Source organism: Streptomyces sp. YJ-C3, assembly GCF_053891275.1.
In genome coordinates, this window is the sequence record NZ_CM132685.1 from 4,947,403 (window position 1) to 4,958,965 (window position 11,563).

The window sequence follows — 11,563 nt, forward strand, 5'->3', positions numbered from 1 at the left end:
GCACTGCTTATAAAGTGGAGTGTATGGAACTCCGTCAGCTCCGGTACTTCCTCGCGCTCGCCGAGGAATGCCACTTCGGCCGCGCGGCCGCCCGCCTGCATCTGGCCCAGCCGGCTCTGTCCCAGCAGATCAAGCAGTTGGAGCGCGAACTCGGGGTGTCCTTGTTCCACCGCTCGACCCGCCGCGTCGAGCCGACCGAAGCCGGCCGGCAGCTGACCGACTACGCGCGCGCCCTCGTCGCGGAGGAGGAGCGCGCCCGCGTGCACATGCGGGAGCTGGCCACGGGCCACGCGGGTCGGGTCTCGGTGGGCTTCATCGGCACGGCCACGTACGACGTGCTGCCGCAGGTCGCCCGTACGGTACGGGCCCGGTTGCCCGGGATCACCTTGGACCTGCGCGGGGAACTGCTGGCCCCGGAGCTCGTCGAGGGACTGCTCGGCGGCACCTACGACCTCGCGGTGGTCCGCGGCACCGTCACCGACGCGGAACTGCGCGTCACCCCGCTGCGGTCCGAACCCCTGGTGGCGGTCCTGCCCGCGCACCACCCGCTGGCGGGCCGCCGGAGCGTTCCGCTGGAGGCCCTGGCCGACGAGCCGTTCGTGATCCACCCCTCGCAGTCCCGGTCCTCGATGTACGACCGGGTGCTGGCCGCGTGCGAGCGCGCGGGCTTCCGCCCGGCCTCGCTCACCGAGGTCGGCGAGACGGCCACTCTGGTCGTCTTCGTGGCGGCAGGGCACGGCGTGGCCCTGGTACCGCGATCAGTGCGGAGTCTCAGCCTCGACGGCGTCACCTACGTGCCCCTGGCGAAACCCGAGTCGGTCGACCTGCTCCTGGCCCGCCGGGCGAACCGCGTCTCCCCCGCCACCGAGCAGGTCGCCTCGGTGATCGAGCAGTGTGTGAGCGGCACCTGAGCGATACGTGAGCGCACGGCAAGCGGTGCCGTCGCGCCGCGCCACGCGGGAGCGGGCCGCCTCTCCCCGCTACCCCATCAACGCGCCGTCGATGACGACGACGGCCTTCCCGGTGAGCAGGGTGCGCTCCCCGCGCAGGGCGACGCCGACGAGCCCGGTGCGGTCCGAGGCCTGCATGCCGGTCAGGTCGGTACGCCCCATGCGCTCGGACCAGAAGGGCGCGAGGGCGGTGTGGGCGCTGCCGGTCACCGGGTCCTCGTTCACCCCGACGCGGGGGAAGAAACACCGGGAGACGAAGTCGTAGCCCGCGGACGGATCCGCCGCGGGGGCGGTGACGATGACGCCGCGCTCCGACAGGTCGGCCAGGGCCACGAGATCGGGGACGAGAGCGCGCACCGTGGCCTCGTCGGCCAGTTCGACGAGCAGGTCACCGACCCCGCCCGTGTCGTGTGCGGACAGCGGCGTCGCCCCGAGTGCCGGGGCCAGCTCCGCCGGTACGTCCGCCGCGGTCAGCTTCGCCGTCGGGAAGTCGAGGGTGAGGGAGTCGTCGGAGTCGGCGGTGGCGATGAGGATGCCGCTGCGGGTGCGGAAGCGGATCGGGCCGGTGGCCCGGCCCGTGGAGAAGAGCACATGAGCCGCGGCCAACGTCGCGTGCCCGCAGAGGTCCACCTCGGTCGTGGGCGTGAACCAGCGAAGGTTCCAGTCCGCGTCCTGCCCTGCCGGCAGCGGGTGGACGAAGGCGGTCTCGGAGTGATTGAGCTCCAGCGCGACGCTCTGCAGCCAGCCGTCGTCGAGGAACGCGTCCAGCAGGACCACTCCGGCCGGATTGCCCGTGAACGGGCGGTCGGCAAATGCATCCACCACACGAATTCGCATGAATCCGACATTAACGGAGCCGCCCGGGCCGCCTCACCCCGGCCACGGGCTGGGGCGCCGGGCTAATGCGAGGCCTGCCCGAACTCCGCGTGGCGTGCGTGCGCCTCGTACAGCTCACGGCCCGCCCGGTCCTCGCGGGGCAGAACCGTCCGCCGGGCCTCGGTGCGCGCCTGCTCCAGCAGACGCCGGAAATCCTCGTCCGTCATGGCCGCTCACCTCCTTGCTCGGCTCGACATCCTTCACTGGTAATCCGGAACCGGACGGCTTCCGGATGGGGCCGAACGTCCACCGATGCCGGCCGGCATCAAAGGGTGCAGGGCTCTCCGGACTCCACGGCGCGGCGCACCAGGGGCTCACCGGTTCCCGGTGCGAGCACCTCCGCCACCGCCCCTGCCGCGATCCGGTGCCAGACCGGGCCGCGGCGCAGCATCGCGTGGTCGCCGCCGGCCACGATCAGGGTCGCCGTCCGGGCTCCCTGGGCACGGGCGCGGCGCATCATCTCCGTCGAGGCGCGCGGGTCGGTGATGCGGTCACCGTCGCCGTGCAGGACCACCGCGGTCCGGTCCTGCAACTGGTCCGTCGGCTCGCCGTCGGGGCACCACGGGGCGAGGGCCACCACTCCGCGCACCTGGGCGGCACCGGCCGCTCGCAGCGCGGCGCGGCCGCCCATGGAGTGTCCGAGAAGGACCACCGGGACGTCGCCCACGCGGGAGGCCAGTTCGGCGAGGGCCCGCTCGGTGTCGCGCAGCGGATCGGCGCTGCTCCCGTTCCAGCCCCTGAAGCGGTAGCGCACGGACCCGATCAGGAGCCGCTGCTCCGGCACCGCCCGGCCGACCGCGGCGAAGAAGGGGCGCATGCGCAGGGCGGCCAGATGCCAGGGCCGCGAAGGTTCCCGTCCCGTCTCCCGGCCGCCGTGCAGCACCAGCACGGCGGCGTGCGGATCGGCTCCGCCGGACATGATCCGCACGTTGGACCGCTCCACGGTCCGGGCATTGCTTCCGCTCATCGAAGGCTCTCTCTGTCGTGTCCCTGCGCTCGTACGCACCCGTGATCCGGAGCCCACCCGTGTCACGGATTGGCCGCCGCGCGTACGAGCACGATCTCTCAGGGACGGCACGGCGGGTCAAGCGATCGTGGTGAGCGACCGTCCCGGGCCGAGGTGCGAGAGTCCGCGGGGGCCGAGGCACTCGATGCGGGCGTCAGCGGCGTCGTACGTGGTCTCGTTCCGGTAGGTGAGCTGTGCGAAGGGGCCGTCGGTGATCTTCCCGGCGCCGACCACGAGAAGCTCGGGTCCTTGTCGGGTGACCGTGATGACGGCGTCGTCGATGAACGAGGTCTCGTCGGTGTCCCACGTGACGGCCAGGCGCTGGTGCTCGCGGACGCCCAGCAGCGAGGTGCACGACACCACCAGAGGAACGTCGGAGGAGGAGTCGAGAGCCTTCGTCACGCGGCTGTCGTCGCTGGTGACGGTGCACGTCTCGTACCGCTGCGTCGTCGTGGCGACCACCGTCGCCTCGTCCGGACCGACCGGCGGACGGTAGGCGACCTCGCCGGTGGCGTCGCACCTGACGACCGCGGCCGGCGCCGCCCCGGCGGGAGCGCCGCCCATGACGGTGACCGCCGAGAGGACGAGTGCGGTGCCTGCGGCCCAGGCGGCGGCCCTGCTGGTCATGAAGCTCCCTGTCACAGCGGTCGCGGTCGGCACGAGGTCCCTTCTTCAGCAGTCGAGGTCGGGCCTGCGCAGGTAACCGAGCCGGTCGCCCGCGTCGTTCGACACCTGGAACATCTCCGGGTTCGTCGTCGACCCCGCGTTGATCTGCCGGCCCTTGTCCACGAAGCCGACCGTGGCGGAGAGGGGATTGTTCTCGGCGGAGATGGCCGCGTCCTTGTTGGCGACGCACACCGCCCCCGCGTACGCGGGAGTCACGAGCCCCGCCGGCGCGAGGAGGACCGCACCCGACAGTGCCGCCAGGACCGCGAGTCGACCGAGACGTCCGGTGATCGCCATGTGACTGCCCCTCACTTCGCTGCGCCCTTCGTGGCCGAGAGCATCGTGCGCGACGACGTACGGAATGTCATGTTTCGCCACGAGTGTTCGGCTGAGGTGTCAGCATCGGGAGCGCGCATCTCGCGCGCCGCGCCTGTTGCGCCAACTGGCCCGATGACGCGAGCGTGCCTTCTACAAACAATGGCGTGCCCGGGTGAATCTGGGCGGTCGTCCGCGAGGCGACCCCCTCTCGACGGCCGCGCCCTGTCTTTTATGCAGCCATGTACGAAGATCACATCGATCTCCACGGCACTGGTGTGCGTACGGCGGTGGTCACCGCCCTGTCAGCCGTCATCGTGAGCTGCGCCGCGCTGTCGGCCTCGGCCTCGCCGGCACCTGACGCACCCTCGGACACCCGGGCGGCGGGAGCGACGGCGGCAGCGTCGGGCTCCTCTGCCGGAGAGATGTTCAGCTCCTCGGAGAGACCCGGATACGGCGGGCCGGAGCAGGAGACGCCCCCGACCGCTCCCTCGGGCCACGGGGAGTCGACCGGTCCCGCGGACGAGGACTCCGGCGGGTACGGGGAGCAGCCTCCGGGCTACGGGGAGACGACACCTCCGTCGGAGTCCCCGTCACCTTCTCCCTCTGTGAGCTCCCCGCCCACTTCTCCGTCCACCACCCCGCCCACGTCGCCCCCCAGTACCACCACTCCGCCCGCCCCTCCCAGCAGCAGTCCGCCCGCCTCGTCACCACCGGCAACGCCCTCCCCCTCACCGTCGACCAGCCGTACGCCCAGCAGCCCTCCCTCGGAGAGCGCGACCACCCCCAGCTCCTCCCGCCCTCCGCAGTTGGCCAGGACCGGCGACCCCGACGGCCGCTACACGCTGGCCGTCATCGCGGCGTTCCTGATCGCGGCGGGCATCTGCTGCGTCCTCCTGTCCCGTCGCGAACAGCCCCGGCACTGACCGACCATGCCGTCCGGGCCAGGCCCGGCGACCGTCGGCGCGGGCAACGACGCGCGCCGGCGCTGCCCCGGGAGCCACGTCCGGCACCGGGGCACTGAACAGCCCGCCGCGCGCGGCGCCGCAGGGCCGTCCCGCGGACACGTCACACCGCACTTCCGCACCCGGGGACGCAAACGGCTGCCCGTCCCACCGGCAGCACCGGGTGCGGCGGCGGGCCGTGGTCAGCGACGGCGCGACGTCCTGGTGCGCGCCCAGCCACCGGCTCCCGCCAGGTGAAGGGCCAGCGCGGTGAGACCGAGCAGCATGATGTTGACCGACGTGAACACGTCGTTCGTCGAGATGTCCGCGGCATTGATCAGGAACGCGAGGAAGAACAGCACGGCGGCACCGATGGCAAACATGGGAACTCCTGTTCCTAGTCGTTGCCGCCCTAGTTCCCCCTTAAATCATCACTACGTACGAATCTTGTGCCGAATTCGAAAACCCCGCGCCTCCGGCTCGGAGAGCTCGCGGAACAGCCCCGTGTTCGCCGCCGCTTCACGGGTAGTCGTATCGAACATGGCGACGCGTGGCCGTCGCCCTCGTCGAACGGCTTCACGGAGGCGCCATGCCCGGCATTCTCGATCGGATCAAGCAGTACAGTCGCAGCCCGCAGGGGCAGCGGGTCATCGGCACGGCCCGGCGCACGGCAGCGGATCCCCGCAAGCGGGCTCAGGCCCGCGCGTGGCTGGGCCGACTGCGTCGACGCTGAGGAATCGTCGCCGCCGGGGAATCGGCGGCGGCCTCAACGACCCGGCACACACCGGATCGGACGGGGCGGGAGAAATCTTCTTTCGCCGATGACGCATGTCCGGGGGAATCCGGGGAAGTGGGAGCTCCATCGATTCCACAGGACAACAGAACAGGGCGTGCCTCGTGCTGAATCCCGATCCGATGTTCATCCGGACTCTTCTGAGCCGCTATGCCGACGTGCAGTTGCGTTTCTCGGAGCGCGCGACCCAGGAACTCCAATGGCAACTCGACGACATCACGTACACGTTGTGTGTCAGCACCGGGACCCAGTCCGTCCGCGATGCCCTGGCAGCGGCCGACCGCGTACTGGAGCACGCCGCCGCGGCCCGGTCCGGCGATGAGGCCCAGGCGGCCTGAACCGCCTCCCCTCATCACGGACCGGAGCTCCCTGCTGCCCCTGCCCTACCCGAAGGGCAGGGGCAGCCGCAGTGCGGCGGTGATGGTCTTGCCGCGGGGCCCCACATCGACGGCGACGTACGAGCTGAGCCGCTCCACCACCATCCAGCCGAAACCGCCCGGCCTGCCCGGGTCCCTGGGCGCCCGGTCGGGCACGGCCACGCTGCTGTCGCTCACGCTCATCAGGACGGCGTCGCCTTCCAGGCTGACGTGGAACCCGGTCGTGCCGCCCGCGTGACGGATCGCGTTGGCCGTCAACTCACTGGCCACCAGCAGCGCGTCGTCGTGCAGACGCCGCGCCTGTTCCAGGGGAAGACCGCAGCACACTTCCATGAGAACCGAGCTGACTTCCGCCCGGGCCTGCGCGCAGGTCGTGCGCTCCGGAGCAGGTGTCTCGGGGGCGCCCATCAGGATGGGATCCTCTCTGTACATAAGCAAACACCACATTCCGTCGTCGCTTCGTTTCGCTTTCCCAGCTCCGTCTTCCGCACACCCCTACAGAAGGGCCACTCGCTCGAAATGCGTTCACAACCGTGAAATAACGCCTGGACCTGCCCTTTCCCAGAAACCCTCGCACCGACCGCACCGGCCCCCGGCGGGGGCGAAGCCGGACGTGCGCCGAACGGTCCAACACACTGCTTGATCGTCTTTCGGACGGGTACCAGAGCGGCATGTCCACCGAAACCGCCACGCCCCCGAACGGTTACGTCCAGCCCGTCGTCGACGTCCGGGCCCTCACCGAGGTGCTCGACGGCGAGTACGCCGACGTCCGCGACCTGGTCCGCAGCAACCTGACGACGTACGCCTCGATTCTCGACGAGGCCGAGGAACTCGGCATCGACGAATACCGCGAGCGCGTGCGCACGCTCGTCGTCGAGATGGCGGCGACGGGCCAGACCGGGATGGGCTTTCCGAAGGAGTACGGCGGTGGGGGCGACATCGGCGCCTCGATCGCCGCGTTCGAGACCCTCGCTTTCGGCGATCTGTCGGTACTGGTGAAGGTCGGGGTGCAGTTCGGTCTCTTCGGCGGCGCGATTCTGCAGCTCGGCACCCAGCGCCACCACGACGCCTACCTCCCGGACCTCGTCACCGGGAAGCTGATGGGCTGCTTCGCGATGACCGAGACCGGACACGGCTCCAACGTCCAGGCGCTCGGCACCGTCGCCACGTACGACGCCGGGACCCAGGAATTCGTCATCACCACCCAGGGCGACGAGGCGCGCAAGGACTACATCGGCAATGCCGCGCGGGACGCGGAGCTGGCCGTCGTCTTCGCCCAGCTCGAAGTGGGCGGCAAGGCCGAGGGCGTGCACGCCTTCGTCGTCCCGGTCCGCGTCGACGGGACCGTGGCACCGGGCGTCCGGATCGAGGACGCCGGCCGCAAGATGGGCCTCAACGGCGTGGACAACGGCCGGATCTGGTTCGACGGTGTGCGGGTGCCCCGCGAGGCGCTGCTCAACAAATTCGCCGACGTCACCCCCGAGGGCGTCTACGAGAGCCCGATCGAGAATCCCAACCGCCGCTTCTTCACCATGCTCGGCACGCTCGTACAGGGACGGGTCAGCGTCGGTGGCGGCGGGATCAACGCGAGCAAGGTCGCACTCGCCGTGGCCACGAAGTACGCCGTGCGGCGCCGCCAGTTCAAGGCGACCTCGGACACCGAGGAGGAGGTGCTCCTCGACTACGGCCTGCACCAGCGCCGTCTGCTGCCGCTCGTCGCACGCACCTACGCGCTGCATTTCGCCCAGGACGTCGTCCGCACCCAACTGCACGAGGTCTTCTCGGGTGTCACGGACGACGAGGAGAGCCGCCGGGAGCTGGAGTCACGGGCCGCGGGCACCAAGGCACTCGGCACCTGGCACGCCACCCGGGTGATCCAGGAGTGCCGCGAGGCGTGCGGGGGCGCCGGCTATCTCGCCGTCAACCGCTTCGCCGCGCTCAAGGCCGACACCGACGTCTTCACGACGTTCGAGGGCGACAACCACGTGCTGCTCCAGCTCGTGGCGAAGGGCCTCCTCACGGGCTACGCGAGCGAGTTCGGGGACATGGACCAGCTCGACATGGTCAAGTTCGTCACCGGCCTCGCCGTGGAGACGGTCATCGAGAAGACCTCGGCCCACAAGCTGCTGGAACGGGTGCGCGATCTCCTGCCCGGCGGCGACGCGTGGGACCAGGAGGCGGGCCTGCTCGACTCGGAGTACCAGCTCGCCATGCTCCGCTTCCGCGAGGAGCACATGCTCGCCGGCGCGGCCCGCCGGCTCAAGCGCGGCGTCGACCGGAAGGCCGATCCCGGTGCCGTCTTCTCCCAGGTGCAGGACCACGTCATCGCGGTGGCCGGCGCGCATGTCGAACGGCTCGTGCTGGAGGCGTTCGTCGACAAGGTGCGGTCGCTGCCCGACGGTGACAACAAGAAGGCGCTGGCGCTGCTGTGCGACCTCTTCGCGCTCACGACGATCGAGGCCGACCGGGCCTGGTTCATGGAGCACGGCCGGCTCACCATCCAGCGTTCCAAGGCGATCAGCCGTGAGGTGAACGACCTCTGCCGCAAGGTCCGGCCGCTCGCGACCGACCTCGTGGACGCCTGGGGCATCCCGCCGCAGATGCTGCGCTCGCCGGACCTGGTGGGCTGAGCCGGGCGCGAGGTCCGCGGGGCGCCGCGCCGCCCGGCACCGGGTGGGCGGCGCGCTGCCGGGCCGGTGGCCTGCACGGTCGTACTACGCTGCCGAGATGACCAACCCCACCGGGCCCCAGGACCCGCGGCCGGAAGCCCGGGGCTCGGCCGCCACGCGGGGCGGCCGAGCGCAGCCCGGGGCCGACGGCGCGGCCGAGCAGGCCCGCCCGGCCAACCAAGGACGGCGGGTCGCCGCCCGCAACCGGGCGGCGCTGATCTCCGCCGCCCGCGAGGTCTTCGCGGAACAGGGCCTGAACGCACCGCTGTCCGCCGTCGCGCGCCGCGCCGGGGTGGGACAGGGCAGTCTCTACCGGCACTTCGCCGACCGGATCGCGCTGGCCTCCGCGGTCCTGGACGAGAACGTCCGGCAGATCGAGGTGGCCGCCGCCGAACCGGGCGTGAGTCTGGAGAGCGTCCTGGGTGTCGTCACCTGGCACCTGACCCGGTCGACGGCGTTCGTCGACCTGCTGCGCGTGCGCGGCGACGACCAGCAGGCGCGCGCCCTGTCGGGGCGGGTCCGTGATGTCCTGGACCGGTGCCTGCCGGCCGGCCACCGGCTGTCCGCCGACGACCTGATGCTCGCCGTCGCGATGGTCTCCGGTGCCGTCGCCGGCCCCACTCCCGCGCACCGGGAGCGCCTCGCCCTCGCGGCCTGGCGCCTGCTCGGCATCGAGGTGGGGCCGCTCCGGCCCGTCGAGACGGTCGTCGACGCATGAGCGTCAGCCGCCGTTGGACTGACGGATGCCCTCGGCGAGCGCGCTGAACGTGTAGACGTAGCCGCCGTCGGGGCCACTGACGGTCATGTACGCCTTCGTGCCGCCTGGGGTGATGGCGACGTTGGTCGCCGACTCCAGACCGTCGGCGTCCGTGGCCGGGATCTCGACCGTGGCGAGACGTGCTCCGTACTTGTCGTAGACCGCCATGGCGGGGCGGCCGTGCAGCGCCTGATAGAGGTTGCCGTCGGCGTCCACGGCGATGGAGTCGGTCTGGGCCACGCCGCCGTCGACGTGAAGGGCCTCGTGCTGCGAGGTCACCGTGGTCCTTTCGGCGTCGAGCAGCAGGTAGGACACGGTGTTCTCGGCGAGTTCGCTGATCCACAGTCCGCGCCGCTCGGGGTCGAACATGATCCCGTTGGGGTGCGCGAGACCGTCGGCCAGGACGGTGGCGCGGGTCCCGTCGCGGTCGATGCGCACGATGCGGCCCTCGGCCTTGCCCGGTTTCATGCCGTGCAGGTCGCTGACGTACAGGTTGCCCTCGTCGTCGAAGGCGATGTCGTCCGGGTTCATGGCGGAGCCGTCGACCGCACCGGAGAAGAACGTGCGCGGGTCCGAACCGTCGCGCGCGACGCTGACGACGTTCCCTGTGTAGTCGCTCAGGTACAGGCGGCCGTCGTGCGGGCTGAGCTGCGCGGAGGTGTAGGCGCCGGTGCTGTCGGTGTACACGCCCCGGTGTTTCCCGGTGGTGGTGTCGACGGAGAGGACCTTGGGCTCGCCCGGGGGCGCGGTGACGTCCACGACGTACAGGTCGCCGTGCCCGACCAGGACCGGTCCCTCCAACAGGGTTCTGCCGGTGGTCTCGTGCGCGTCGGTCACGTGCGCGAACTGGGTGGCCCTGATGGTCCTGCCCTCGCCGGGCGGCGCGGAGCCCGGGCCGCCGGTCGTGGCGGCCTCGGTTCCGCAACCGGTCAGGGCCAGGAGGCCGGCGGCGGCCAGGCCGACGAGGGCGCGGGGCGCGCGGTGTGTGGTCATGCGGTGGTGTGCTCCTTCCTGTCGTCCGGGCGGCCCGGACGTCGTGACGTGCGGGAGGCGTGCGGCGGCTGTTCTGCGCGGGCCGACGAACAGTCCCTGTCCGCTGGGGCAGTTGACGGCGAAGCCCTCATGCGGGCAGCGGTCAGGCCGCCGACCAGCCGCCGTCGGAGGGCAGGATCGCGCCGTTGATGTTCACCGCGTCCTTGCTGAGCAGGAACGTGATCGAGGCGGCCAGTTCCTCGGCCATGGCAAGACCCGGGATCGCCACGCGCATCGTCGCGGTGCGGGCGGAGCCGTAGGCGGCGGCGCCGGCCAGCTGGATGCCGGTGGCGACCGCGCCCGGGGCGACGGCATTGACCTGCACACCGGTGCCCGCGTACTGGTAGGCCGACGACTTGGTCAGGCCCACCAGGGCGTGCTTCGAGGTCGTGTAGGCGGCACCGGCGGCCGAGCCGCGCAGGGCCGCCTCGGAGACGATGTTGACGATCCGGCCGCCGCCCGCGGCGAGCATCCCGGGCACGACGGCGCGCATCAGGCGCATCGGGCCGTCGACGTTGATGCGCATGACACGCTCCCAGATCGAGTCGTCGACCTCGTGCACGGCGGCGTCGTCGTCCATCACGCCCGCGACGTTGGCCAGGGCGTCCACACGGCCGGCCGCGGCCGCGAGCACGGCGTCGGCGGAGGCGGGCGCGGTGATGTCCGCGGTGACGGGCACGACGGCCTCGCCGAGGTCGGCGGCCAGGGCGGCGAGTCCGTCGGCCGCGACGTCGACGGCGACGACGCGGCCGCCCTCGCGCACGATCCGGGAGGCGACGGCCCTGCCGATGCCGGAGGCGGCGCCGGTGACGACCACGGTCTGGTGCGCGAAGCGGCCGGGTGTGACCTGCTCGGTCCACGGCTCGGGGGTGCCGATCTCGATGCCCGAGTCGGGCTCCTCGGCCGCGGCGGCCTCGGCCGGGGCGGCGGGCAGCCCCTCGGGGACCCGGCCGGTCTCGACGGCGGTGACCAGGGCGTCCACGAGCTCGGGCGGGAACTTGTCACCGGCCATCTTCACGAGCTGCTCCAACGGCAGGCCCAGAGCCGGGGCGAGAGCCTGTTCGCTCTGTCCCTGGGACGCCAGCAGGCCGCGCAGGACCTGTCCGGCGGCGGGGTGCGCCAGCCAGTCGCGCAGCGGGGAGGCGGGGGTGATGTTCGGCATCGAGAACCTTTCGTGT

Annotated in this window: 14 protein-coding genes; 4 read left to right on the forward strand and 10 right to left on the reverse strand. The window is 71.6% G+C overall.

The features are described from left to right. The first annotated feature begins 23 nt into the window (after positions 1–23). Entirely contained in the window at positions 24–911 is an 888-nt protein-coding gene (locus tag ACVHNB_RS22105) for a LysR family transcriptional regulator (protein ID WP_456225672.1), read from the forward strand. Positions 912–980: 69 nt separating this feature from the next. Here ACVHNB_RS22105 and ACVHNB_RS22110 read toward each other — a convergent pair whose 3' ends face one another. The 7 genes from ACVHNB_RS22110 to ACVHNB_RS22140 all read right to left on the reverse strand — a co-directional run bounded on the left by ACVHNB_RS22110 (position 981) and on the right by ACVHNB_RS22140 (position 5,140). Beyond that, positions 981–1,787 (reverse strand): PhzF family phenazine biosynthesis protein, encoded by an 807-nt coding sequence (locus tag ACVHNB_RS22110; protein ID WP_428956986.1) that lies wholly within the window; start codon positions 1,785–1,787, stop codon positions 981–983. Positions 1,788–1,849: 62 nt separating this feature from the next. Then, positions 1,850–1,993, reverse strand: coding sequence for a hypothetical protein (locus ACVHNB_RS22115; RefSeq protein WP_428956985.1), 144 nt, complete (start codon positions 1,991–1,993; stop codon positions 1,850–1,852). 98 nt (positions 1,994–2,091) lie between these two features. Further along, positions 2,092–2,793 (reverse strand): alpha/beta hydrolase, encoded by a 702-nt coding sequence (locus tag ACVHNB_RS22120; RefSeq protein WP_456225673.1) that lies wholly within the window; start codon positions 2,791–2,793, stop codon positions 2,092–2,094. A 117-nt stretch (positions 2,794–2,910) separates the two neighbouring features. After that, on the reverse strand, positions 2,911–3,459 hold the full coding sequence (locus ACVHNB_RS22125) for a hypothetical protein (RefSeq protein ID WP_456225674.1): 549 nt from the start codon (positions 3,457–3,459) through the stop codon (positions 2,911–2,913). A 45-nt stretch (positions 3,460–3,504) separates the two neighbouring features. After that, on the reverse strand, positions 3,505–3,795 hold the full coding sequence (locus ACVHNB_RS22130; protein WP_456225675.1) for a hypothetical protein: 291 nt from the start codon (positions 3,793–3,795) through the stop codon (positions 3,505–3,507). Positions 3,796–4,372: 577 nt separating this feature from the next. Next, entirely contained in the window at positions 4,373–4,597 is a 225-nt protein-coding gene (locus ACVHNB_RS22135) for a hypothetical protein (protein ID WP_456225676.1), read from the reverse strand. A gap of 363 nt (positions 4,598–4,960) precedes the next feature. Continuing rightward, complete coding sequence (locus tag ACVHNB_RS22140; RefSeq protein ID WP_428956981.1) at positions 4,961–5,140, reverse strand: hypothetical protein; 180 nt, start codon at positions 5,138–5,140, stop codon at positions 4,961–4,963. A 514-nt stretch (positions 5,141–5,654) separates the two neighbouring features. On the opposite strand from ACVHNB_RS22140, the gene ACVHNB_RS22145 reads away from it, so the two are divergent. Further along, entirely contained in the window at positions 5,655–5,888 is a 234-nt protein-coding gene (locus tag ACVHNB_RS22145) for a DUF5133 domain-containing protein (protein WP_428956980.1), read from the forward strand. Positions 5,889–5,933: 45 nt separating this feature from the next. Here ACVHNB_RS22145 and ACVHNB_RS22150 read toward each other — a convergent pair whose 3' ends face one another. Further along, entirely contained in the window at positions 5,934–6,335 is a 402-nt protein-coding gene (locus ACVHNB_RS22150; protein ID WP_428956979.1) for an ATP-binding protein, read from the reverse strand. Between the two features lie 263 nt (positions 6,336–6,598). Between ACVHNB_RS22150 and ACVHNB_RS22155 the strand changes: the two genes are divergently transcribed. Both ACVHNB_RS22155 and ACVHNB_RS22160 read left to right on the forward strand, forming a co-directional pair. Next, a complete protein-coding gene (locus ACVHNB_RS22155; RefSeq protein ID WP_456225677.1) occupies positions 6,599–8,557 on the forward strand; it encodes an acyl-CoA dehydrogenase family protein in 1,959 nt (652 codons plus the stop codon). A 97-nt stretch (positions 8,558–8,654) separates the two neighbouring features. Next, positions 8,655–9,314 carry a TetR/AcrR family transcriptional regulator gene (locus tag ACVHNB_RS22160; protein WP_456225678.1) on the forward strand — a complete coding sequence of 220 codons (660 nt, stop codon included), beginning with the start codon at positions 8,655–8,657 and terminating at the stop codon, positions 9,312–9,314. Positions 9,315–9,317: 3 nt separating this feature from the next. Here the strand turns inward: ACVHNB_RS22160 and ACVHNB_RS22165 are convergent, their stop codons facing one another. Then, positions 9,318–10,346, reverse strand: coding sequence for an SMP-30/gluconolactonase/LRE family protein (locus ACVHNB_RS22165; protein ID WP_456225679.1), 1,029 nt, complete (start codon positions 10,344–10,346; stop codon positions 9,318–9,320). A gap of 142 nt (positions 10,347–10,488) precedes the next feature. Continuing rightward, the gene (locus ACVHNB_RS22170; RefSeq protein WP_456225680.1) at positions 10,489–11,547 is read right to left on the reverse strand and encodes an SDR family NAD(P)-dependent oxidoreductase; all 1,059 of its coding nucleotides are present in this window, start codon (positions 11,545–11,547) and stop codon (positions 10,489–10,491) included. Positions 11,548–11,563: the final 16 nt, after the last annotated feature.

What these genes read in the sequence shown, in the direction of transcription:
- ACVHNB_RS22105 (WP_456225672.1), top strand. Translation starts at nt 24, where the DNA reads ATGGAACTCCGTCAGCTCCGGTACTTCCTCGCGCTCGCCGAGGAATGC.
- ACVHNB_RS22140 (WP_428956981.1), bottom strand. Translation starts at nt 5,140, where the DNA reads ATGTTTGCCATCGGTGCCGCCGTGCTGTTCTTCCTCGCGTTCCTGATC.
- ACVHNB_RS22150 (WP_428956979.1), bottom strand. Translation starts at nt 6,335, where the DNA reads ATGGGCGCCCCCGAGACACCTGCTCCGGAGCGCACGACCTGCGCGCAG.
- ACVHNB_RS22160 (WP_456225678.1), top strand. Translation starts at nt 8,655, where the DNA reads ATGACCAACCCCACCGGGCCCCAGGACCCGCGGCCGGAAGCCCGGGGC.
- ACVHNB_RS22155 (WP_456225677.1), top strand. Translation starts at nt 6,599, where the DNA reads ATGTCCACCGAAACCGCCACGCCCCCGAACGGTTACGTCCAGCCCGTC.
- ACVHNB_RS22165 (WP_456225679.1), bottom strand. Translation starts at nt 10,346, where the DNA reads ATGACCACACACCGCGCGCCCCGCGCCCTCGTCGGCCTGGCCGCCGCC.
- ACVHNB_RS22120 (WP_456225673.1), bottom strand. Translation starts at nt 2,793, where the DNA reads ATGAGCGGAAGCAATGCCCGGACCGTGGAGCGGTCCAACGTGCGGATC.
- ACVHNB_RS22130 (WP_456225675.1), bottom strand. Translation starts at nt 3,795, where the DNA reads ATGGCGATCACCGGACGTCTCGGTCGACTCGCGGTCCTGGCGGCACTG.
- ACVHNB_RS22125 (WP_456225674.1), bottom strand. Translation starts at nt 3,459, where the DNA reads ATGACCAGCAGGGCCGCCGCCTGGGCCGCAGGCACCGCACTCGTCCTC.
- ACVHNB_RS22170 (WP_456225680.1), bottom strand. Translation starts at nt 11,547, where the DNA reads ATGCCGAACATCACCCCCGCCTCCCCGCTGCGCGACTGGCTGGCGCAC.
- ACVHNB_RS22115 (WP_428956985.1), bottom strand. Translation starts at nt 1,993, where the DNA reads ATGACGGACGAGGATTTCCGGCGTCTGCTGGAGCAGGCGCGCACCGAG.
- ACVHNB_RS22110 (WP_428956986.1), bottom strand. Translation starts at nt 1,787, where the DNA reads ATGCGAATTCGTGTGGTGGATGCATTTGCCGACCGCCCGTTCACGGGC.